Here is a 20,461-nt window from a genome sequence, read left to right on the forward strand (position 1 = left end):
GCGGGGGCTTCGCCCGGTCTATACTCGCACCGGTCGGAGCGATACCCGGAGGGGACCCGGATGTTTCTACGTTTTCTCAGCGCACCCCAGCGGCAAACCCTGCTGTTGATGGCCTACCGGATGGTTGCCGCCGACGGGGTGGTCCGCAAGGAAGAATCCAGCCTGCTGGACGCATTGCGCCACGAATTGTCGATCCCGGCGCCCCGGCGCGAGCATTATGTCGCCGGCCCCGACCTTACGACCCTGGGCGACCGCCGCGCCCAGATGGCGGCGATGCTGAAATTGTCGGCCATCGCCTATTCCGACCGCGAGTTCCACCCCGAGGAAGTTCGGACCATGGTCCGCTTCGGCAAGTCCCTGAACCTGTCGAGCGAAGACATGAAGGCGGTCGATTCCTGGGGGCGGCGCCACGAAGCGCTGGTGCGCGAGGCCACCGAACTGATCGGTGAGTTGGACGATCCCAGCCAGGTGCTGGCCGATGCCCTGTCGGGTTCGACCGATGACGGGGCGGCCGACGGGTTGGCCGGCAAGCCGGTTCCGTCGCTGCGCCTGCCCATCGCCACCGGAGGCGACAAGGATCTGTCGCAGGCGCGCGACACCCGCCTGGTGGTGGCGTGCTATTCGGTCACCGCCGGCTTCTCGCAGAAGCTGCCGCCGGAATGGCGGACCATCCCCGACGCCCAGGACAGTTCCGAGGAATTGGTCGGCCTGCGCAACAAGCACGAGGCGATCCGCAAGGCCGGGGCGGAATTGTACGCCCTGTCGGCCCAGACCTCGGACTTTCAGAAGGAACTGGCGCTGCGCCTGGGGTTGAAGTTCCCGCTGTTGAGCGATTCCCAGTTCGCCTTCACCAAGGCCCTGGGCCTGCCGACCATCGATGTCGGGCCGATGACCATGCTGCGCCGCCTGACCCTGGTGATCAGCCACGGCATCGTCGAGCACGTCTTCTATCCGGTGTTCCCGCCCGACAGCCACGCCGAACAGGTGCTGGACTGGCTTACCGCCAATCCTGCCGCTTGACCCCGACCCGCCCGAATCCCTGCGCCACCGGCAGATAGCCGCGCCGCCGGCCGCGCGCCTCGCGCACCAGGCCGCCGGCATAGATCTGTTTGGTCGCCTCGATGATGTTGACGCCGGAAAAGCCCTCGAACCAGCGCCGCCCCAGTTGCTCGATGGCCGGGGCGAAACGCAGCAGCAGCCGTGACGATACCGGCGGCAGGATCAACGCGCCGGTATGGGCCATGGGGGTGAACATGTTGTCGCGCAGCAGCCGGGCCAACTGGCCGGTGGTGAAGGGCCGGCCCTGGCCGAACGGCGTGACCTCGAGCCGGGCCCAGATGCCGCGCCGGTTGGGGACGACGATCACCAGCCGGCCGCCATCGGCCATCACCCGCCAGATCTCGCGCATCAGGCCGCGCACGTTCTCGGTCGCCTCAAGGGCGTGGACCATCAAGATGCGGTCCATGCAACGATCCGGGAACGGCAATTCGGTCTCGTCGGCCAGCAAGGTCTTGCCCGGCCCGTCCGCCGGCCACGGCAGCACGCCCTGGCTGGCCGGCATCACCGCCGCCACCCGCTCGGCCTCGACCTGGAACGAGCGCAGATAGGGGGTGGCGAAGCCCAGCCCCAGCACCCGCTGGCTGGTGACGTCGGGCCACATCTGGCGCAAATGACCGCGAATCAGCCGGCAGGCCATCTGGCCCAGGCTGGATTCATAGAAGTCGCGCAGATCGACGACGTCGCTCCACATGCCCGGATAGCCCGAAGGATCTGTCACGATCTATTCCCCCACATTCAAGAGCAGGCCGCGTTGACGCGCGACATGGTGGGTGCGCAGGAACAAGGCGGCGGCCGCCGCCACGTACAACAGGTTCAACCCGACCGCCTGCAGCAGGCGGCTCCAGTCGAACAGGCCGGTTTGCATCAAGGTGCGCATGCCGTCGAACACGTGGGCCGGTGGCAAGGCCCAGGCGACCGGCTGCAGCCAGGCCGGCAAGGTCTCGACCGGGTAATAGATGCCGGCCAGCGGGGCGACGGCGAACACCATCACCCAGGCCAGGCTTTCCACCCCCAGCCCGAAACGCAGCACCATCGCCGACACCGCCAGGCCGATGGCCCAGCCCGAAACCATCAGGTTGGCCCAAAAGGTGATCAGTGCCGGCCCCATCTCGAAGATCGAGTAATGGTACAGCGGAATGGCCAGCAGCATCGCCGGCAACACGCCGATCAGGGTGCGGACCAGGCTCATGGCCACCAGGCCGGCCACCAGTTCGATCGGGCGCAGCGGACTGACCGAAAGGTGCCCCAGGTTGCGCGACCACATTTCTTCCATGAAGGACAGCGCCACCCCCAGATTGCCGCGAAACATCACGTCCCACAGCAAGACCGCGCCGATCAGGATGCCGCCGGCCTTGGCGACCCAATCGGAATGGCCGGCGAAGAACTGGCTGGTGAAGCCCCACACCACCATGTTGACCGCCGGCCAATAGGCCATTTCCAGCAGCCTGGGCCACGAACCGCGCATGATGTAGAGGTGGCGAAGCAGCAAGGCACCGACGCGCCGGAACGAGAAATGGGTCATTGCGCCGCCTCGGCCGGTTTGTTGCGGTCGCGGGCGATGTCCAGGAACACCTCTTCCAGGGTCGAGCGGCCGAACCGCTCGATCAGCGCCGCCGGGCTGCCCTGATCGACGATGCGGCCCTGCTTCATCATCAGCACCGCGTCGCACATGCGCTCGACCTCGGTCATGTTGTGCGAGGCCAGCAAGATGGTCGCCCCGCTTTGCCGCTGATACTCGGTCAGGAAGCTTCGCACCCAGTCGGCGGTGTCGGGATCAAGCGAGGCGGTCGGTTCGTCCAGCAGCAGCAGCTCGGGCCGGTTCAACATCGCCTTGGCCAGGGCGACGCGGGCCTTTTGCCCGGCCGACAGCTTGCCGACCGGGCGATCGATGATCGCGCCCAGGTCAAGATCGGCGGTCAACTCGGCGATACGCCCCGCCAGCTTGGCGATGCCATACAGATGACCATAGACCGTCAGGTTCTCGCGCACGGTCAGGCGATGGGGCAGGTCCACATAGGGGCTGGAGAAGTTCAGCCTGGGCAGCACCCGGTAGCGGTGGCGCACCATGTCTTCCCCCAGCACCCGGATGGCGCCCGAGGTCGGCAGCAGCAGGCCCAGCAGCATCGACAGCGTGGTGGTCTTGCCGGCACCGTTGCCCCCCAGCATGGCGGTGGTCGAGCCGGTGGCGACGGCGAACGACACGTCATCGACGGCCCGGACCGGCCCGAAGGATTTGACCAAATGATCGACGGTGATGGCGAACGCGTCCATTCCCTGGATATTGGCCCGCCGGACGGGCTTGATCAAGCTCAACGCCATTCATCCGCCCGATGGCGCAGATGGACCGAGCAATTGCCGGAGCCCCGATCATGACCGCCCTGCCCGCCTTTCTGGACCTGGTCCACAACGCCGCCGCCGCCCACGCGTCCGAGGTCAACCTGCGCATCGAGGATGGCCGGACCCAGGTGGTGGCGATGGTTCGCGGCGATGCCATCTTGATGGCCGAGACCGGCGCCGAGCAGGCCCAGACCTTCCTGGCCGACGCCTTCTCGCGCTGCGACGGTGCCGACAGTTTCACGCTGGGAAGTGCCCGGATGATGCGCATGACCGGCGAACGCGCGCCATTGCCCGATGGGATATCCACCGCCTTGGTGCAGTTCCTGCCCCTGCGCGAAGGCGGCCGCGCCCTGGTGGTGCGCCTGTCCTATGAAGGCGACGTGTGCTGCGGCACCTGCGGGGGGTGATCGGGGCGCGCTTCGCGCCTAAGCCCGCGCGGCGCCTGAGCGGGCCCGGCCACGGGCCGCGCTTCGCGCATAACCTCCGCGCTTCGCGCCTAACGCCGTGCGCCGCGCGCGCCGCCCTTGCGGCGCATTTCGTTCATCAGGGTCTGCTCGACGTGGCGGCCCTGGAACAGGCTGATTCCCACCGATTGGCCGTATTCGATGGCCGACGGCGTGTCGCAGCGGGCCAGGATGATCCGGGTGGTGCCGATGCGACGCAGCGCCGCCGTCTTCTGGTCCCGTTCCTCGGTCAACGAGGGGTCCCAGATCAGCTTGATCAGGTCGGCCCCCAGCCGTTCGCGATCGACGAACGGCAGCATCGAATAGGCCAGCCCATCGACGCAGATGCGGTAGCCGCGGTCATGGGCGAAATCGCGGGCGAACAGATAGGCGCCCAGGTCGGCCATGATATCGACCTTCTGCAGCTCCAGCACGATGGTCCCGCGCATGCCGGCCTTGATGTTGTCGTCGAACACCAGGAACTCGGGCGACAGGATGGTCGAAACGTTGAGGTTGATGGAAATGTCGCCTTCCAGCGTGCGGTCGTCGTGCTTGTTCAGCATCGACAACACACGGCGGTCCAGCGTCTCGGTCAATTGCTGGAACAGCCACGGGCTGGAATTCATGTTGACGTTGGGCATCAAGGTCTGCCGCAGGTCGGCGATCGAGATGAACAATTCGTGGAACACCGGCTGGGGCGGCGCGTTGCCCACCACCGCGCACACCGCCTGGCGGCGGATCAGGTTGGCCAGGTCGGCCTGACCCAGGGCGGCCTCGACCCGGACCAGCAATTCCGGGGTGAAGGGCGCCCCCTTGGGCTTTTCCGCGAAGCGGGCCTCACGGCTGGCTTGTTCCTGCTCGGCCTTGCGCTTGGCCTGCTCGTCGGCCAGCGCCTTCTGGGCGAAGGTGACCAGGGCGTCGTATTCGCGATCCAGGTCGTACCACAGGCACAGCGTGCCCCGCGCGCCGTCATCGTCGTCGATGATCAGCGGATCGTCCGAGAACAGGAAGCGCAGCTTGACGATGGCCGCCTCGATCTCGTCCTGGGCCTGCGACTTGTAGACCACCATCAAATCGCCGCCGGCGATGGTGAAGACCTGGGCCTGCAGCATCTTGACCAGACCGTCGAAGGTGCTGGTGGCCATGCGCATATGCTGCTCGCGACGATTATGAGTCTGCAGCCTGGACAGCATCAGATGGACGGCGCGGCGGTCCGAACGGTGGCGCTCTAGCCGGTTCAGATAGTCGAGCAGCAGGCTTTCCTGGCTGGCGGGGCGGGTGTAGCCCGTCGGAGGTGATCCCAACATGCCGCCCCCCTATTTCGAAATCTTGAGGGCAGGGAACAGGTCCAGCATGTCGTTGTTCCCGCACTCGACCCTGGGCCGGCCGGAAATCACCGCATGGCGGCTGTTGCATTGCTGAAGCGTGCAGGCGCTGGCCTTGTCGCACTGGGCCATGGTGATGGCCGCGACCATGGTGTCGAGGAAGCGACCCTGGAAATGGCGGATGCCCTGCTGCAGGCCCCATTCGATCGACGCCTCGGTGTCGCAGCGCGACAAGATGACGTGATCCATGCCGACCGGCCCCAGCGAACGCTGGATATCCGAGGTCACCACGTCGTCGGCCATGTCGCCCGACCACGCCACCTTGACGAAATCGACATCGTAAAGCTCGGCGTCCATGAATTGCAGGGTGATCGGGCTCATGCCGTCCAGCACCGTCTTGTGTCCGGCCCGGCGCAGGCGGTCGCGCACCCGGAAGAACTGGTCGAGGTTGTTGAAGATGTCCATCAGCTGGAATTCAACATAGATGCCGGCCTTGCCGTGCACGGCGCGCTCGAATTGCTGGAACACCGGCGTCTCGACGGTCGAGACGTTGAGGTTGACCGAAAAGGCCGCCGGCGTCTTCCTGAAGCCGGCATCTTGCAGCACCGACAGCACGCGCAGGTCCAGGACCTGCGACAGATGCTGGAACAGCCAGCGATTGGCCAGGATGTTGACGTCGGGGGCCAGCACCTTCTGCAGGTCGCCGATCGACATGTAGAATTCCTGGAACGCCACTTCCGCCTTGGTCTTGTCGACGAAGCGGATGCACGGCTGGCGGCGCACCACGCCACCGATGTCGGTGGCGCCGATCCGTTCGAGGACCTGGGCGAGGTTGCGCGAATCCAACGGCTGGACCGGCGGCGCCGTCCTTTGGTCGGCGACCCGCTTCTTGGCCAGATTGACCAGGTCGGCGCAGACCGAGAAGAAGGTGTCGTACTCGGTCTCGAGGTCGTAGAAGGTGACGAAGCGATCTTCGCCGTCTTCCGACTCGGAATAGGTCAAGGGGTCCTTCGAGAACAGGGCGCGCAGCTTATAGACGATGGCGTCCAGGTCGGCCAGGCGGGCGTCCTTGCAGATCAACACGATATCGTTGTTGGTCAGCAGGAACATTTGGCCGCGGAACATATCGACCATGGATTCGAACATGCGGAACGCGATGCGGATCTTCGCATCCTCGCGGTTCTGCGGCAAAAGCTGCGACAGATGCAGGTGGAGCGCCTGGCGCCCTTCGCGGATTCGACCGACGCGCTCGGCGGCGTCGAAGAGCAAGCTCTCCGACGTGACGATTTCCTGCGGTTTTCCTCCGAACGCTGTCGCGTTCATTCCGTCCCCATTCTGGTGGCGGCCCATGTCCGAGTAGCTGTTGTCGTGGCCCTCGGAAACGGGCAATGTTTTTCCCTGACATTTAAAATACAACGCACACGATGGTGAGCCTAGAGCGAAATGCGCTCGGACCCCGCTTCCTGCTTTCCTTCTGTTCCTTCGGGATGTCGCGTCTATGCGATTGGCGACGTGCACGGTCGCGCCGACCTGCTCGACCTTTTGCTGACGCGCATCGCCGAGGACGCCCAGGCCAATGCGCACAAGGCGCTGAGTTTGGTGTTTCTGGGCGATTTCGTCGATCGCGGCCAGCACTCCAAGGCGGTGGTCGATCGGCTGATCGCCGGCCCGCCCTCGACTGGACCGCTGGCCAAGGCCGACTGGGTGTGCCTGCGCGGCAACCACGAGGATTATCTGGTCCGTTTCTTCACCGACCAAGGCTCGGGCCGGGCGTGGTGCGCCAATGGTGGGGTGGCGACGGTGGAATCCTATGCCGGCCCGCTGACCGACGAGCAGCGTACCGACCTGGCCGCGCTGCAATTGGCCTTCATCCGGGCCTTGCCGCGCACCCATCTGCGCTTTCTGTCGCGGCTGCCCTTGTGGCACATGATCGGCGACTATCTGTTCGTCCATGCCGGCATCCGGCCGGGCATCCGCCTGGAAGACCAGGATCCCGGCGACATGCTGTGGATCAGGGACGAGTTTCTGTTCGACCCCACCCCCCATCCGTGGGTGGTGGTGCATGGCCACTCGCAACGGCCGCTGCCGGAAGTGCGCGCGAACCGAATCGGCATCGACACCGGGGCCTATCGCTCGGGCGTTCTGACCGCCCTGGTCCTGGACGGAAGCACGCAGCACTTCCTGTCCACCTGACCATTTGTCTTGCAAGCCGGCTGTGCTTGGGTTAGCTGACCGACAGGGAAAAACTGGGGCGACGGCCATGACGGAACTTTCGGCGTTGGTAGAGCGGTTGGACACCATGCGCGGGACCCCGGTGCTGTGCATCGGCGACGCCATGCTGGACCGCTTCATCTATGGCAACGCCGACCGCATCTCGCCCGAGGCGCCGATCCCGGTCCTGTGCATCGAGCGCGAGAACGCCATGCTGGGCGGCGCCGGCAACGTGGTGCGCAATCTGGTGGCGCTGGGGGCCAGGCCGACCTTCCTGGCGGTGGTCGGCGACGACGATGCCGGCCGCGAGGTCGGTCGCCAGCTGGGCGCCCATGCCGATGTCGATCCCTGCCTGGTGGTCGAAACCGGCCGCCAGACCACCATCAAGACCCGCTTCTTCGCGTCGAACCAGCAATTGCTGCGCGCCGACCGCGAAACCCGCACCCCGCTGTCGGCCTCCAGCCGGGCCCAGCTGAAAAGCCGGGCCCAGGCCCGCATCGCCGAGGCGGCCTGCGTGGTCTTGTCGGATTACGGCAAGGGCGTGCTGGCCGACCCCGCCGCCGCCGAGCTGATCGCCATGGCCCGCGCCGCCGGCAAGCCGGTGATCGTCGATCCCAAGGGCACCGATTACACCAAGTACAAGGGCGCCACCTTGCTGACCCCCAACCGCAAGGAACTGCACGAAGCGACCGGCATGGCGGTGGACACCGACCAGGCCATCGTCGCCGCCGCCCGCAAGCTGATCGAAACCTGCGCCGTCGAAGCAGTGCTGGCCACCCGCAGCCAGGACGGCATGAGCCTGGTCACCGCCGACGGCGACGTGCACCACCTGCCGGCCCAGGCGCAGGAAGTGTTTGACGTCTCGGGCGCCGGCGACACCGTGGTCGCCACCCTGGCCGCCGCCATCGCCTCGGGGGCCTCGCTGCTGGAAGGGGCCAAGCTGGCCAACGTCGCCGCCGGGATCGTGGTGGCCAAGGTCGGCACCGCCGTCGCCTATGCCGACGAGGTTGCCAGCGCCCTGCACCACGACGATCTGGCCGCTGGCGAATCCAAGCTGCTGGGCTGGGACGCGGCGGCCGAGATGGTCGATCGCTGGCGCCGCAAGGGCGTCAAGGTCGGTTTCACCAACGGCTGTTTCGACCTGTTGCATCCCGGCCATGTCTCGCTGCTGGCCCAGGCCCGCGCCGCCTGCGACCGCTTGGTGGTCGGCCTGAATTCCGACGCCTCGGTGGCGCGCCTGAAGGGGCCGACCCGACCGGTCCAGTCGGAAGCGGCCCGGGCCACCGTGCTGGGCTCGCTGGCTACCGTGGATCTGGTGGTGATCTTCGGCGAGGAAACGCCGCTGGACCTGATCCGCACCTTGAAGCCCGACGTGCTGGTCAAGGGTGCCGACTACACCGTCGCCACCGTGGTCGGTGCCGAGGACGTCATCGGCTGGGGCGGCCGGGTGGTGCTGGCCAATCTGGTGGACGGCCAAAGCACCACCAACACCATCAAGAAGATGAGCGTTTGAGTGTTTCGGCTGGCCGCCTTCCGGCGCCCGGCCTTGTCGCCCCTCGCCGGGCGCGCCCATGCGGGCGCTTGGCCGCCGCCTCAATGGCGGCCGCATGCCGGCGATAGTGTCGTTTGGCAAAAAGGTTCGCCGGCATGAGCACCTCTCCCTCGCACCTGACCCAATTAGGCCAATCGGTCACCGCCGCCGCCGATCCCGACCAGGCGGTGATCGAGGTGGTCGACAACCCCCATCCGGGCACGACCTATCTGGTCCGCTTCGCCGCCCCGGAATTCACCTCGCTGTGCCCGATCACCGGCCAGCCCGATTTCGCCCATCTGGTCATCGATTATGTCCCGGGTGCCAGCCTGATCGAATCGAAGTCGCTGAAGCTGTTCCTGGCCTCGTTTCGCAATCACGGCGCCTTCCACGAGGCCTGCACAATCGGCATCGCCAAGCGGCTGGTGGAAGCCTGCCGGCCCCATTGGCTGCGCATCGGCGGCTATTGGTATCCGCGCGGCGGCATCCCCATCGATGTGTTCTGGCAGACCGGCACCCCGCCCGACGGGCTGTGGCTGCCCGACCAGGGCGTGGCGCCGTACCGTGGGCGGGGTTGACGAATTCAGTCATTGTATATACAGTGTGTATGGGGCGTAGTTCCTGGGGGATTACGTAGATATGTTCTTAACCGAGTTCGAATGGGACGAGAGCAAGCGCCTATCCAACATCGACAAGCACGGCATCGACTTCGAGGATGCCATCGAGGTTTTCCTGTCGCCCCTAATTGTGGCGGCACGGAGTATGGGAGACGAAGAACGGCACATCGCTGTCGGCACGGCGGCCGGTCACGTCATCGCGGTGGTTTACACCATGCGCAGCGGCAGGTGCCGAGTCATCTCGGCCCGAAAGGCACGAACGAATGAGCGGAAAGCATATCACGCGCAGGTCCTTGGCCGACATTCGTCAGGGACGAACGGACTGGAGCAAGGTTGACGCACGCTCGGATCAGGAAGTCGAGCATGACGTCGCTGCCGATCCCGATGCGGCCCCCGTCCTGGATGCCGAATGGTTCGCCAATGCCCAGCTGGTGCAGCCGGAGCCGAAGGTTCCCATCTCGATCCGGCTGGACCGCGAGGTGCTTGACTGGTTCAAGGGTCAGGGAACCGGATACCAGTCGCGCATCAACGCCGTGCTGCAGGCCTATGTGAAGGCCCACCGCAAAGCCGGATGAACAAATCCGAAATCCGCGCCAAGGCGCTGGAGCTGGGGTTCGATGCCGTGGGCTTCGCCTCGGCCCACACCGATCCCGCCTGGCGCGACGCGCTGGACCGGTTCGTCGCCGATGGCCGTCACGGCACCATGGGCTGGATGGCCGAGCGGATGGACCAGCGGGCCAGCCCGCAGGCCTTGTGGCCCGAGGTCCGCTCGGTGATCGTGCTGGGCACCAATTACGCCCCGGCCGGCGGCGCTGGCCTGGCGCCGGCCGATCGCGCCACCATCAGTGTCTATGCCCGCGGGCGCGACTATCACGACACCATCAAGAAGCGCCTGAAGGCCCTGGGCCGCTGGCTGGCCGAGCGTTACCACCAGCCCCTGAAGGTGTTCGTCGATACCGCCCCGGTGATGGAAAAGCCGCTGGCCGCCCGCTCTGGCATCGGCTGGCAGGGCCGGCACACCAACATCGTCTCGCGCCGCTTCGGCAGCTGGCTGTTCCTGGCCGAGATCTATACCCCGCTGGACCTGGAACCCGACCCGCCCGAGCCCGACCATTGCGGATCGTGCCGGGCCTGCGAGACCGCCTGCCCGACCGGTGCGCTGGAAGGCGGCAGGATCGAGCCCCGGCGCTGCATTTCCTATCTGACCATCGAGCATCAAGGCGACATCGCGCCCGAACTGGCGGCCTTGATGGGCAACCGCGTCTATGGCTGCGACGATTGCATGGCGGCCTGTCCGTGGAACAAGTTCGCGCCGCCGACGCGCGAGGCGGATTTCAGCCCGCGCATCGAACTGACCATGCCGCGCCTGGCCGACCTGGCCCAGTTGGACGATGCGTCGTTCCGCGAGGTGTTTTCGGGCTCGCCGGTCAAGCGCATCGGCGTCATTCGGATGGCCCGCAATGTGCGGATCGCGCTGGACAATCAGGCCTCAGTCGGGGGCCTGGGCCTTCGAGATGCGCCAGGCGGCGACGACCGCCAGGACCACTGACACCCACGCCAGCGGCAATTCGGGAATTCCCGCCTTCTTCTGGATCGATACCACGATGCCGGCCACCGCCAGGCCGGCCACCGCCAGCGTCAGGGTTCCGAACAATGTCTTGGCCCAGCCGAAGCCGGCCTTGCGAAAGGCCAGCGGGCCGCAGATCAGGCCCAGCAGGAAGGCGGCCGGCGCGGCCAGGAAATTGATGCTTTCGCCATCCATGATTCAGTGCTCCCGATGCGCGGCGAAGGCCAGCTTGTCGACATACGCCAGCAGCAGTGCCGACACCACGAAGGTCATGTGGATGACCACCAGCATCACCAGCTTGTCGTTGGCGATCTTTTCGGCGTTGACGAAGGCCTTCAGCAAATGGATCGAGGAAATGGCCACGATCGAGGCGGCGACCTTGATCTTCAAGGTTCCGGCATCGACCTTGCCCATCCACGACAATTGGTCGCCCTCGCGCGCCGCCTCGATGCGCGAGACGAAGCTTTCATAGCCGGCCAGGATCACCATCACCACCAGATTGCCGACCAGGGCCAGGTCGATCAGGCCCAGGGCCACCAGCACCAAATCGGCCTCGGCCAAGTCGGGCAGGCGCGGCACCAGATGGACCAGTTCCTGAAAGAACTTGAAGGCGAACGCCAGCAGCAGCAGCGTCAGGCCGACATAAAGCGGGGTCAGCAGCCAGCGACCCCAGAACAGGAAGCGTTCGATCACGTTTTCAAGAAAGGCCATGTCAGTCCCCATTCATTCGGGGACTGACATAGCGGACATGGCGTGGATGTCAACCGCTCAGGCGGCCTTGACGTCGTTCAGGAAGGCTTCGACCTCGAAGCGCAGCAGTTCGGCCTGGCTCGACAATTCCCCGGCCGCCGTCAGCACCTCGTTGGCGGTGGAACCCGCGGTCTCGGCGGCCTGGCTGACCTCGACGATGTTCGACGACACCTGCTGGGTGCCGGCCGCCGCCTCTTCGATCGAGCGGGCGATTTCGTTGGTCGCGGCGGTCTGCTGCTCGACGGCGGCGGCCACCTCGGCGGAGGCGCGGTTGATGGCGTCGATGGTGCCGGAAATCGAGCCGATGGCGTCGGCCGCCTCGCGGGCCGAGGCCTGCAGCGCGGCGATTTGCGCCGAGATTTCGTCGGTGGCCTTGGCGGTCTGGTTGGCCAGGCTTTTCACCTCGTTGGCGACCACGGCGAAGCCCTTGCCGGCCTCGCCGGCGCGCGCGGCCTCGATGGTGGCGTTCAGGGCCAACAGATTGGTCTGGCTGGCGATGTTGTTGATCAGGCTGACCACCTCGCCGATCCGGCCGGCGGCATCGGTCAGACCGGCGACGATGCGGCCCGAGCGCTTGGCCTGGTCGGCGGCGGCGTCGGCGATCGCGGTCGAGGTCTCGACCTGGCGGACGATTTCACCTTCCGAGGCCGACAATTCCTCGGTGGCGGCGGCCACCGTCTGAACGTTCATGGCGGCGTTGCCGGCCGCTTCCGCCACCGCCGAGGATTGGCGGCTGGTCTGTTCGGCGATGGCCGACATCGATTGGCTGGCCGCCTGCATCTGGGTGGCCGCCGCTGACACCGACTTGATCACCGTGGCCACCGAACTGTCGAAGGTGGTGGCCAGTTCCTCGATCCGGCGCTGACGGGCCAACTGCGCCTCTTGCGCGGCCATGCGTTCGGCGTTGGCGGCTTCCGCCGCCTCCAGATGATTGCGGAACACCACCAGCCCGCGGGCCAGTTCGCCCACTTCGTCGGGCCGCTCGGTGTGCTTGATCTCGAATCCGTGTTCATCGTTGGTCAGCCGGCCGATGGCCACGGTGATGTTGCCCAGCGGAACGGTGATGGTGCGCCCGATCCACCAGGCGATCAGGCTGACCGCCAGGATGATGCCGACACCCCACAGGGCGAAGACCAGCGCGCTGGCGCGGAAGGCGGCGTCGACGTCGTCGATATAGATCCCCGAGCCGATCACCCAGCCCCACGGGGCGAAACCGGCGACATAGGACAGCTTGGCGATCGGCTGGGACTGGCCGGGCTTGGGCCACATGTAATTGACGAAGCCGGCCCGGGCCTTGTCGACGGTGTCGTTCATCTCGCGGAACAGATAGCGCCCCGAGGGGTCCTGCATCGAATCGACCGAATTGCCGATCAGCTTGGCATTGGGATGCGACAACATCACCGAGCCGTCGCGGCGGTGAATCCACAGATATTCGGTGGTCTCGTAGCGAGCGGCGCCGATGGCGGCCAGGGCGCGCGCCTGCGCCTCCTCGCGGCTCAGCCGTCCGGCGGCCTCCTCGGCCTGGAAATGGTTCAGAAGGGATTGTCCGACCTCGACGATATGGCGGGTCTTGACCTCGCGGTCGGCCATCAGATCGGCCCGGGTTCGCAAAAGACTGACCACCGAAACGGCCAGCAGGCCCATCAGCGCAGTGACGACGATCAGTCCCAGCCGAACACCTATACGCATCCTTCAACCCCCCACGGCTAGCTGTGCGTAACTATCAGTTGCTAACCGGGGGAGTATTCGAATGTTGCGGTACGATGTCAACCTTCGTTTAGAGACTTTCCAAGTGGCCTATACTTTTAGGTAGTCAGCCTCTTTTCTTCCTCAAGGCGGCTTCAAGGCTGTCGCACACGGTACGCAGGACCTTGACGCGGGCGAAGGACTTGGAATTGGCCTCGACCAGGGTCCACGGCGCCAATCCGGTCGAGGTCTTTTCGACCATGTCGTTGACCGCCGCTTCATAGACGTCCCACTTCTCGCGGTTGCGCCAGTCCTCGTCGGTCAGCTTCCATTTCTTGTATTCGATCTCGCTGCGCTGGTTGAAGCGGGCCAACTGCTCTTCCGCCGTAATGTGCAGCCAGAATTTGCACAGGACATGGCCGGCTTCGACGATCTGCTCCTCGAAATCGTTGATCTCGCCATAGGCGCGCCGCCACGCCTCCTCGGTACAGAAGCCCTCGACCCGCTCGACCAGGACGCGGCCGTACCACGAGCGATCGAAGATGGTGACGCGGCCTGCCCGCGACAGGTGGCGCCAGAAGCGCCACAGGTAATGCTGGGCGCGCTCTTCCTCGGTGGGGGCGGCGATGGGAATGACCTGATAGTCACGCGCGTTCAACGCGTTGGTCATGCGGCGAATGGTGCCGCCCTTGCCGGCGGCGTCCCAGCCTTCGAACACCAGAACCGTCGAGACGCCCCGCTCCTTGGCCTTGCGGTACAATTGCGACAGTCGGCCGCGCTGCTCCTGGATCTGGCGGTTGTATTCCTCGCCCTCGACGGACTGGGTCATGTCCAGCGACGACAGGATCGACGGCTGGCAGGCCAGCGCCTTGGGCTTTTCGATCTTTTTCGACTTGGCGGGCTTTTTCAGCTCGGCGGCGACCTTCTTGACCGCCTCGCGTTCGTCGAAATGCTTGAGAATGGCGTCCTTGATGGTATTGAGCACCACCGCCGAGCGATAGCGCGGATCGGCGCCTTCGACCAGGTGCCACTGGGCGTGGCCCTTCGAGGTGTGGCGGATCAGACGCTCGGCCGTGCCGACGAACTTGTCGTACATCTTGAAATGCTGCCAATCGACGTCGGTGACCTGCCAGGCGGTCAGCGGATCGTCCTCCAGCTTCTTCAGGCGCTTCTTCTGCGCCTTTTCCGACAGATGCATCCAGAACTTGATGATCAAGGCGCCCTCGTCGGCCAGCGCCTTCTCGAAATGGACGATCCGTTCCAGCAATTCGTCCATCTCGGGGATCGAGATCACCCCGTGCACGCGGTCCAGCAGCGGCCGGTGATACCACGACGACAGGAACATGCCGATCTTGCCCTTGGGCGGCAGGTCACGCCAGTACCGCCAATATTCGGGACGATCGGCCTCCTCGTCCGACGGACGGCCATAGGCGCGGGTGACGATCCAGCGCGGATCCATCCATTCGTTCAAGAGGTTGGCCGTTTCGTTCTTGCCGGCGCCATCGACGCCGCCGAACACGATGATGACGGGAAAGTCGGCCTCGCGCAGGCGTTGCTGCAGGTCCAAAAGCTCGGTCCTGAGGACCGGAGCCATGGCGTCGAATTCCTCCCGGCTGATCTTGCGACCGAGTTCCGCTGCCTCGAACATAGGATCCCCCCCTTTGCCCCGCACACCTTAGGTACAGAAAGGCTATGCCTGTTTCACCTCACCGACAAGGCGTGATTCAACCGAATCACGCTCCGCTTAATGCGCCGGAACGTCCCCGGCCGACAGGTGCGGGCGAACCATTTCGGCCAGTCCGTGCTGCAAGAATTCGCCACCGCCATTGACCAGGATGTCGATGGGGGCCACCGAGAAGGCCGGATGCGGCTGGCGCAGCCAGTCGCGGCGGCGCTGATGGTCCGGCTCCAGGGTCGCCAGGGCACGCTGGATGGCGATGATCTGCTTGAGCGGTTCGAGCTGCTGGGCGGTCAAGGCCTGCGGCGGCGCCTGATGCCAGCGCGAGGCCTCCTCGCCCATCACCGCCAGTTCTTCCTCGGGACTCAAGCCAAGGTCGGCGCAAGCGGCCTGAGCGTAGGCCACCACCTGCTGCAATCCGACCCGCTGCCACAAAGCGTTTCGTTCCTGGTCGGACAGCGCCGCCATCAACGGCGATTGCGCCCGCAGAAGCCCACCTTGCGGGCTGGCCTCAAGCACCGCTTCGGCCAGGCGCTCGAAGGGGCCGTCCAACAGATCCCGCCACGCCTCGTCTCCGGCAGGCCGCAACCGCGCCAGCGCCCGTTCGATCAAGCCGGGCGTCGCGATCGCTTGCTCGATCAGCACGCGATGGAAAAACAGCAGCCGGGCTTCTGAAACGGTGAAACGATCCATTACAGCCTCCATTGATTAGATGGCCTTAATGTACACCGAACCCGGCGCCTCGGTAATTGCGGATATTGCTGTATTCCCTTGATCCTTCGCCTACCTCTTTGGAACCATGGATCGAAACCGAATTCCTTATCGACACCGAATTCGATCGGTGGTTAATCAAGATCAAGGATGCGATCCTTTTGGCCGCTATCTTGGGCTTTAGGCATTGTACCATTCCCGCCCCCGTCGAGTTTTATGGAGCCGACAATGTTGAGCCTGCTGCACAAACTCCGTATCGGCCCCAGGATTGGTCTGGCCATGCTGGTCCCGATTCTCGGGATGCTGTGGTATGCCGGCGCGGCGGTTGTCGAAAAGGCAGCCTTCGCGTCGCGGATGAACCAGCTCGAGGAAGTGGCGGACATCGGCCCGGTCATCGGCGCGGTGGTGCATGAACTGCAAAAGGAACGCGGCACCTCGGCCGGCTTCATCGGCAGCAAGGGCGAGAAGTTCCGCGACCGCCTGCCCGAGGTGCGCAAGGCCACCGACGCCCGCGCGGACGGCTTGAACGACGCCATCAAGAAGGTGGCGGCGGGCCCGGCCGGGGCGCAATTGGCCGACGGCATCGCCGCCATGAATTCCGCCCTGGCACAGTTGCGCGACAAGCGCGCCGCCGTCGACGGGCTGTCGATCACCGCCGTCGAGGCGGCCGACTATTATTCCGGTCTGATCGCCCGCATGCTGGCCCTGATCGAGCGGATGGCCGCCATCAGCACCGACGCCGAGGTGACCAAGGCGTCGATCGCCTATGCCCAGGTGTTGCACGGCAAGGAACGAGCCGGCCAGGAACGCGCCACCGGCTCGGCCGGCTTCGGCGCCAAGAAATTCGAAGGGGTGATCCTGCGTCGCTTCACCCAATTGATCGCCCGCCAGGAAACCTTCTTCGCCAATTTCGCCGCCTATGCCACCGCCGACCAAAAGGCGATGCTGGACAAGGTGCTGGTCGATCCGATCTCGAAAGAGGTCGATCGCATGCGCCTGGTCGCCATGGAAAGCGCGTTCAGCGGCGACACCGGCGGCATCGAGGGACCGGTGTGGTTCGACACCATCACCAAGAAGATCGACCTGATGAAGGGCGTCGAGGACCGGGTCGCGGCCGACCTGGCCGAACTGGCCGGCGCGGTCCATGATCGGGCCGAGCGCAGCCTTTACGCCACCGTGATCAGCACCTTGGTCCTGATGGTGGCGGGTCTGGGCATTGCGTGGTTCATCGCCACCGACATCACCCGTCCGCTGGCCAAGGTCATCACCGCCATGAACCTGCTGTCCAAGGGCGGTCGCGACCCGGTGGAAAGCGACGGCGACCGCTCGGACGAGATCGGCGACATGGCCCGCGCCGTCGAGGTGTTCCGCCAGGGACTGATCCGCGCCGACGATCTGCAAAGGCAGCAAGAGGCCGAGCAGCAGGTCAAGGATCGGCGCGCCCGCGTCATCGACGGCATCCTGGAACGCTTCAACCAGGAAGTCGCCGAGGTGCTGGAGACCATGTCATCGTCGGCCACCGAACTGGACGCCACCGCCCAGGCGATGAGCGCCACCGCCGAGGAGACCTCGAACCAGGCCACCGTGGTCGCCGCCGCGGTCGAGGAAACCGCCGTCAACATGCGCACCGTCGCCGGCGCCGCCGAACAATTGGCCGGCTCGGTCGAGGACATCAAGCGCCGCGTGGGTGAATCGGTGACCATCGCCGACACCGCCAAGTCCCGCGTGCTGTCCACCAACCATTCGGTCCAGGCGCTGTCGACGACGGTCAGCAAGATCGGCGAGGTGATCGAGCTGATCAACGCCATCGCCAGCCAGACCAACCTGTTGGCCCTGAACGCCACCATCGAGGCGGCCCGGGCCGGCGACGCCGGCAAGGGCTTCGCCGTCGTCGCCAACGAAGTCAAAAGCCTGGCCAACCAGACGGCGCGCGCCACCGAGGAAATCGCTACGCAGATCCGTGCCGTCCAGCAAGAGACCCGCAGCGCCGTCGGCGCCATCGGCGAGATCACCGGGATCATCGAGGAAATGAGCACGATCTCGTCCGGCATCGCCGAATCGGTTCACCTGCAAGACACCGCCACCGCGGAAATCGCCACCAACGCCCAGCAGGTGGCCCAGGCCACCGCCGAGGTCAGCTCGAACGTCATGGGGGTCAACCAGGCGGCCGACGAAACCGGCAAGGCGGCATCCGACGTCCTGGAAACCGCGCGGTCGGTGTCGAACCGGGCGACGTCGCTGCGTGACCAGGTCAACGTCTTCCTGACCACCATCCGGTCGGCGTAACGCCGAGCCACCGTGCAAAGAGCGAGAGCGAGCCATGAAATATACCGTCAACCGCAACGGCGGCGCCGTCACCGCCGGCATTACCGGGCGCCTGACCTTCGCCGACGCGCCGCATTTTCCGCAGTTCCTGCGCGAGGTGATGCAAGAAACCCAGTCGTGCACCATCGACCTGTCCGGCCTGGAATTCATCGATTCCACCGGCATGAGCCTGTTCATCCATGTTTATGACCAGTCCCGCGCCGCCAATGTGACCGTCACCCTGAAAGGGGCCGCCGGTCCCGTGCACGAGGTCCTGAGCCGCGCCGGCTTCAAGGATCTGTTCCCGTTCGCGTGACGTCATGGCCTCGCCGCCCGCCATCGAACTGATCGCCTGCGGCGTTCCCGCCGCCATGTGCGAGGTGGCGCGGCAATCCTTGTCCAGGCTGACCTCGGGCCGGCGCGGCGCCCTTAGGATCGCCTTGTTCGACGGCGACAACGCCGACTTCGACGCACTTCTGACAAACCCGATATCGGCGGCGCTGGACGTCGCCTGCCTGTCGGCGCGGCACGCCCTGCCCCTGCGCCCAGACGTGCTGGTGTGGCGGCTTGCCACCCGTACCGCCTTGAAGATCGACGGCGCCAACGCCTTCACCAAGGCGCTGATCTGCCGTCAGCCCCGCCTGGCCCCGATCGAGGGCAAGATCGCCATGGCCCTGCAGGAAGCCATCGGCAACGCCGTCCTGCACGGCAACCTGGACCTGAAGACCGCCCAGCGCGGGAACCTGGAGGGGCTGGTCGAATTCGCCGCCGAGATGGAGCGCCGAACCGCCGAGCCGGCCTACGCGTTCCGCCCGGTGACGGTCGGAGCCAAAACCTGCGGCGACCGGATGGTGATCTGGGTCGATGATTGCGGACGTGGTTTCACCCCGGTCGCGCCCCGCGACATCATCTTGTCGGCCGGCGGCGGCAATGGCCTGGCGATGATTCGCGCCTGCTGCCAGGACCTGGCGATCCGCCGGGGCGGCCGCAGAACCGTCATGGCCTTCGCGCTGCCGAGATAGATCAAGCTGCTGGGATTGGGCTTTGCGGCGGGGAACCCCGGCGCCCGGTCCGTCGCATATGTGCGAGACCGAGGCGCCGTCCCCCCTCCCCCCCCGGGGAAGTCTTTTGCGGGATGCGGGACCGCCCAAGGGCGGCCCCACCCGTAAGAGTCCGTTCCGATCGGGCCAAGCCCCCCTTGCCCCGGACCGGCTTACCGGTCTCTCGAAACGCTCCCGCTACGCCTGTTACGATAAAAGAGAACGCTCGCCAGTGCTATCGGGTATCTACCTTAGGATAGTTCGTAACTACCCCCTTCGAACTGACGGATCAGTGCGGCAGGCGATAGAACTCGGCGATGATGTTCCAGGCCTCCTCGGCGGTCTCGACGAAGCTCAGCAGATCCTTGTCCTCGGGACCGATCATCCCTTCCATCGCCATGGCGTCGAAATTGATCACCCGTTCCCAATATTCGCGACCGAACATGATGACGGGGATCGGTTCGATCTTGCCGGTCTGGATCAGGGTCAGCGCCTCGAACAACTCGTCGAACGTGCCAAATCCGCCGGGAAAGGCGACCAGCGCCCGCACCCTGATCATGAAATGCATCTTGCGGATGGCGAAATAGTGGAAGCGGAAACACAGTTCCGGGGTGATGTACTGATTGGGGGCCTGTTCCATCGGCAGCACGATGTTGAGGCCGATCGACTTGCCGCCGGCCTCGAAGGCGCCTCGGTTGGCGGCCTCCATGATGCCGGGGCCACCGCCGGTCTTGACCACGAAATCGCAGACATGTTCGCCGACACAGGTGTTGGTGACGATGCGGGCCAGGCTCCGCGCTTCTTCGTAATAACGGCTGTTGGCCAGCATGCGCCGGGCAATGGTCAGCTTGCGGGCCAGGTCCTTGTCGCGCGGCTTGTCGCGTGCGGCCTCTTCGGCCTCGGCCAGGTGGCGGGCCGCCGTCTCGGGATCGGGGATGCGGGCCGAACCGAACATCGCCACCGTCGAGCGGATGCCCATTTCCTGCTGCAGCAGTTCCGGCTTCAACAATTCAAGCTGCAGCCTGACCGCGCGCAGATCGGGCCGCAACAGGAAGTCGTCGTCGGCGAAAGCCAGCCGATAGGCCGGCGATTCGGTCTGCGGGGTTTGCACTTGCGGTTCGGGCGCGAAGGTGTCGGCTTCGTCACGCGCGGTTGGGAAGGGACCTGCTTCGGCGCTTTCGGTCATCATGCTCTCGGTTCGA

At 65.5% G+C, this 20,461-nt stretch carries 22 protein-coding genes; 11 read left to right on the forward strand and 11 right to left on the reverse strand.

The genetic code is table 11. The features are described 5' to 3' along the window. Positions 1-60 precede the first annotated feature (60 nt). Positions 61-1,020 (forward strand): redoxin family protein, encoded by a 960-nt coding sequence (locus MTBLM5_RS12415; RefSeq protein WP_173976411.1) that lies wholly within the window; start codon positions 61-63, stop codon positions 1,018-1,020. Here the strand turns inward: MTBLM5_RS12415 and MTBLM5_RS12420 are convergent. From MTBLM5_RS12420 to MTBLM5_RS12430, 3 genes are read right to left on the reverse strand one after another with little or no spacing between them, the layout of a single operon-like run. After that, complete coding sequence (locus tag MTBLM5_RS12420) at positions 998-1,777, reverse strand: methyltransferase domain-containing protein (protein ID WP_254431028.1); 780 nt, start codon at positions 1,775-1,777, stop codon at positions 998-1,000. The two genes, MTBLM5_RS12415 and MTBLM5_RS12420, sit on opposite strands and share 23 nt — an antisense overlap. Before the next feature lie 3 nt (positions 1,778-1,780). Beyond that, positions 1,781-2,581 carry an ABC transporter permease gene (locus tag MTBLM5_RS12425; protein ID WP_173976412.1) on the reverse strand — a complete coding sequence of 267 codons (801 nt, stop codon included), beginning with the start codon at positions 2,579-2,581 and terminating at the stop codon, positions 1,781-1,783. Further along, positions 2,578-3,330 carry an ABC transporter ATP-binding protein gene (locus MTBLM5_RS12430; protein ID WP_173976514.1) on the reverse strand — a complete coding sequence of 251 codons (753 nt, stop codon included), beginning with the start codon at positions 3,328-3,330 and terminating at the stop codon, positions 2,578-2,580. Before MTBLM5_RS12430 ends, MTBLM5_RS12425 begins: the two co-directional genes overlap by 4 nt. Positions 3,331-3,428: 98 nt before the next feature. On the opposite strand from MTBLM5_RS12430, the gene MTBLM5_RS12435 reads away from it, so the two are divergent. Beyond that, positions 3,429-3,803, forward strand: coding sequence for a hypothetical protein (locus MTBLM5_RS12435; RefSeq protein WP_173976413.1), 375 nt, complete (start codon positions 3,429-3,431; stop codon positions 3,801-3,803). An 89-nt stretch (positions 3,804-3,892) separates the two neighbouring features. Here MTBLM5_RS12435 and MTBLM5_RS12440 read toward each other — a convergent pair whose 3' ends face one another. Next, a complete protein-coding gene (locus MTBLM5_RS12440; protein ID WP_173976414.1) occupies positions 3,893-5,146 on the reverse strand; it encodes a hypothetical protein in 1,254 nt (417 codons plus the stop codon). Between the two features lie 9 nt (positions 5,147-5,155). Continuing rightward, positions 5,156-6,487, reverse strand: a complete 1,332-nt coding sequence (locus MTBLM5_RS12445; RefSeq protein ID WP_173976415.1) for a hypothetical protein — start codon at positions 6,485-6,487, stop codon at positions 5,156-5,158. 120 nt (positions 6,488-6,607) lie between these two features. On the opposite strand from MTBLM5_RS12445, the gene MTBLM5_RS12450 reads away from it, so the two are divergent. The 6 genes from MTBLM5_RS12450 (at position 6,608) to queG (ending at position 11,072) form a co-directional block, all read left to right on the forward strand. After that, a complete protein-coding gene (locus MTBLM5_RS12450) occupies positions 6,608-7,357 on the forward strand; it encodes a metallophosphoesterase family protein (RefSeq protein ID WP_173976416.1) in 750 nt (249 codons plus the stop codon). A 67-nt stretch (positions 7,358-7,424) separates the two neighbouring features. Then, the gene (gene rfaE1, locus MTBLM5_RS12455; protein ID WP_173976417.1) at positions 7,425-8,888 is read left to right on the forward strand and encodes a D-glycero-beta-D-manno-heptose-7-phosphate kinase; all 1,464 of its coding nucleotides are present in this window, start codon (positions 7,425-7,427) and stop codon (positions 8,886-8,888) included. A gap of 134 nt (positions 8,889-9,022) precedes the next feature. Beyond that, a complete protein-coding gene (gene queF / locus MTBLM5_RS12460) occupies positions 9,023-9,484 on the forward strand; it encodes a preQ(1) synthase (protein WP_173976418.1) in 462 nt (153 codons plus the stop codon). A gap of 61 nt (positions 9,485-9,545) precedes the next feature. Next, positions 9,546-9,860: a BrnT family toxin gene (locus MTBLM5_RS12465; protein WP_173976419.1), complete on the forward strand. Its 315-nt coding sequence runs from the start codon at positions 9,546-9,548 to the stop codon at positions 9,858-9,860. Continuing rightward, positions 9,787-10,098: a BrnA antitoxin family protein gene (locus MTBLM5_RS12470; protein ID WP_173976420.1), complete on the forward strand. Its 312-nt coding sequence runs from the start codon at positions 9,787-9,789 to the stop codon at positions 10,096-10,098. Before MTBLM5_RS12465 ends, MTBLM5_RS12470 begins: the two co-directional genes overlap by 74 nt. Beyond that, positions 10,095-11,072, forward strand: a complete 978-nt coding sequence (gene queG, locus MTBLM5_RS12475) for a tRNA epoxyqueuosine(34) reductase QueG (RefSeq protein ID WP_173976421.1) — start codon at positions 10,095-10,097, stop codon at positions 11,070-11,072. Before MTBLM5_RS12470 ends, queG begins: the two co-directional genes overlap by 4 nt. On the opposite strand, the gene MTBLM5_RS12480 is transcribed toward queG, so the two are convergent. The 5 genes from MTBLM5_RS12480 to MTBLM5_RS12500 all read right to left on the reverse strand — a co-directional run bounded on the left by MTBLM5_RS12480 (position 11,013) and on the right by MTBLM5_RS12500 (position 15,897). Then, positions 11,013-11,285 carry a hypothetical protein gene (locus MTBLM5_RS12480; RefSeq protein WP_173976422.1) on the reverse strand — a complete coding sequence of 91 codons (273 nt, stop codon included), beginning with the start codon at positions 11,283-11,285 and terminating at the stop codon, positions 11,013-11,015. The two genes, queG and MTBLM5_RS12480, sit on opposite strands and share 60 nt — an antisense overlap. Before the next feature lie 3 nt (positions 11,286-11,288). Beyond that, positions 11,289-11,801: a TIGR00645 family protein gene (locus MTBLM5_RS12485; protein ID WP_173976423.1), complete on the reverse strand. Its 513-nt coding sequence runs from the start codon at positions 11,799-11,801 to the stop codon at positions 11,289-11,291. 57 nt (positions 11,802-11,858) lie between these two features. After that, positions 11,859-13,529 carry a methyl-accepting chemotaxis protein gene (locus tag MTBLM5_RS12490; protein ID WP_173976424.1) on the reverse strand — a complete coding sequence of 557 codons (1,671 nt, stop codon included), beginning with the start codon at positions 13,527-13,529 and terminating at the stop codon, positions 11,859-11,861. Between the two features lie 124 nt (positions 13,530-13,653). After that, positions 13,654-15,174, reverse strand: a complete 1,521-nt coding sequence (gene pap / locus MTBLM5_RS12495; protein ID WP_173976425.1) for a polyphosphate:AMP phosphotransferase — start codon at positions 15,172-15,174, stop codon at positions 13,654-13,656. A 96-nt stretch (positions 15,175-15,270) separates the two neighbouring features. Beyond that, complete coding sequence (locus tag MTBLM5_RS12500; RefSeq protein ID WP_173976426.1) at positions 15,271-15,897, reverse strand: hypothetical protein; 627 nt, start codon at positions 15,895-15,897, stop codon at positions 15,271-15,273. 246 nt (positions 15,898-16,143) lie between these two features. Here MTBLM5_RS12500 and MTBLM5_RS12505 point away from each other — a divergent pair, with 246 nt between their 5' ends. Genes MTBLM5_RS12505 through MTBLM5_RS12515 form a run of 3 tightly spaced genes read left to right on the forward strand, consistent with a single transcriptional unit; the run spans position 16,144 to position 19,241 of the window. Next, on the forward strand, positions 16,144-18,201 hold the full coding sequence (locus MTBLM5_RS12505; RefSeq protein WP_254431030.1) for a methyl-accepting chemotaxis protein: 2,058 nt from the start codon (positions 16,144-16,146) through the stop codon (positions 18,199-18,201). Positions 18,202-18,235: 34 nt separating this feature from the next. Beyond that, positions 18,236-18,535 carry a lipid asymmetry maintenance protein MlaB gene (locus tag MTBLM5_RS12510; protein WP_173976427.1) on the forward strand — a complete coding sequence of 100 codons (300 nt, stop codon included), beginning with the start codon at positions 18,236-18,238 and terminating at the stop codon, positions 18,533-18,535. Between the two features lie 4 nt (positions 18,536-18,539). Continuing rightward, positions 18,540-19,241: an ATP-binding protein gene (locus MTBLM5_RS12515; protein WP_173976428.1), complete on the forward strand. Its 702-nt coding sequence runs from the start codon at positions 18,540-18,542 to the stop codon at positions 19,239-19,241. Positions 19,242-19,548: 307 nt separating this feature from the next. Here the strand turns inward: MTBLM5_RS12515 and MTBLM5_RS12520 are convergent, their stop codons facing one another. Beyond that, a complete protein-coding gene (locus MTBLM5_RS12520; RefSeq protein WP_371814019.1) occupies positions 19,549-20,448 on the reverse strand; it encodes an LOG family protein in 900 nt (299 codons plus the stop codon). Positions 20,449-20,461 lie beyond the last annotated feature (13 nt).

Origin of the sequence: Magnetospirillum sp. LM-5, assembly GCF_902729445.1 — a bacterium.
GTDB lineage: Bacteria > Pseudomonadota > Alphaproteobacteria > Rhodospirillales > Magnetospirillaceae > Magnetospirillum.

What these genes read in the sequence shown, in the direction of transcription:
- MTBLM5_RS12450 (WP_173976416.1), top strand. Translation starts at nt 6,608, where the DNA reads ATGCGCTCGGACCCCGCTTCCTGCTTTCCTTCTGTTCCTTCGGGATGT.
- MTBLM5_RS12520 (WP_371814019.1), bottom strand. Translation starts at nt 20,448, where the DNA reads ATGATGACCGAAAGCGCCGAAGCAGGTCCCTTCCCAACCGCGCGTGAC.
- MTBLM5_RS12500 (WP_173976426.1), bottom strand. Translation starts at nt 15,897, where the DNA reads ATGGATCGTTTCACCGTTTCAGAAGCCCGGCTGCTGTTTTTCCATCGC.
- queF (WP_173976418.1), top strand. Translation starts at nt 9,023, where the DNA reads ATGAGCACCTCTCCCTCGCACCTGACCCAATTAGGCCAATCGGTCACC.
- MTBLM5_RS12425 (WP_173976412.1), bottom strand. Translation starts at nt 2,581, where the DNA reads ATGACCCATTTCTCGTTCCGGCGCGTCGGTGCCTTGCTGCTTCGCCAC.
- MTBLM5_RS12415 (WP_173976411.1), top strand. Translation starts at nt 61, where the DNA reads ATGTTTCTACGTTTTCTCAGCGCACCCCAGCGGCAAACCCTGCTGTTG.
- MTBLM5_RS12470 (WP_173976420.1), top strand. Translation starts at nt 9,787, where the DNA reads ATGAGCGGAAAGCATATCACGCGCAGGTCCTTGGCCGACATTCGTCAG.
- MTBLM5_RS12465 (WP_173976419.1), top strand. Translation starts at nt 9,546, where the DNA reads ATGTTCTTAACCGAGTTCGAATGGGACGAGAGCAAGCGCCTATCCAAC.
- MTBLM5_RS12480 (WP_173976422.1), bottom strand. Translation starts at nt 11,285, where the DNA reads ATGGATGGCGAAAGCATCAATTTCCTGGCCGCGCCGGCCGCCTTCCTG.
- pap (WP_173976425.1), bottom strand. Translation starts at nt 15,174, where the DNA reads ATGTTCGAGGCAGCGGAACTCGGTCGCAAGATCAGCCGGGAGGAATTC.
- MTBLM5_RS12510 (WP_173976427.1), top strand. Translation starts at nt 18,236, where the DNA reads ATGAAATATACCGTCAACCGCAACGGCGGCGCCGTCACCGCCGGCATT.
- MTBLM5_RS12515 (WP_173976428.1), top strand. Translation starts at nt 18,540, where the DNA reads ATGGCCTCGCCGCCCGCCATCGAACTGATCGCCTGCGGCGTTCCCGCC.
- MTBLM5_RS12440 (WP_173976414.1), bottom strand. Translation starts at nt 5,146, where the DNA reads ATGTTGGGATCACCTCCGACGGGCTACACCCGCCCCGCCAGCCAGGAA.
- MTBLM5_RS12445 (WP_173976415.1), bottom strand. Translation starts at nt 6,487, where the DNA reads ATGAACGCGACAGCGTTCGGAGGAAAACCGCAGGAAATCGTCACGTCG.
- queG (WP_173976421.1), top strand. Translation starts at nt 10,095, where the DNA reads ATGAACAAATCCGAAATCCGCGCCAAGGCGCTGGAGCTGGGGTTCGAT.
- MTBLM5_RS12435 (WP_173976413.1), top strand. Translation starts at nt 3,429, where the DNA reads ATGACCGCCCTGCCCGCCTTTCTGGACCTGGTCCACAACGCCGCCGCC.
- rfaE1 (WP_173976417.1), top strand. Translation starts at nt 7,425, where the DNA reads ATGACGGAACTTTCGGCGTTGGTAGAGCGGTTGGACACCATGCGCGGG.
- MTBLM5_RS12430 (WP_173976514.1), bottom strand. Translation starts at nt 3,330, where the DNA reads ATGGACGCGTTCGCCATCACCGTCGATCATTTGGTCAAATCCTTCGGG.
- MTBLM5_RS12485 (WP_173976423.1), bottom strand. Translation starts at nt 11,801, where the DNA reads ATGGCCTTTCTTGAAAACGTGATCGAACGCTTCCTGTTCTGGGGTCGC.
- MTBLM5_RS12490 (WP_173976424.1), bottom strand. Translation starts at nt 13,529, where the DNA reads ATGCGTATAGGTGTTCGGCTGGGACTGATCGTCGTCACTGCGCTGATG.
- MTBLM5_RS12505 (WP_254431030.1), top strand. Translation starts at nt 16,144, where the DNA reads ATGTTGAGCCTGCTGCACAAACTCCGTATCGGCCCCAGGATTGGTCTG.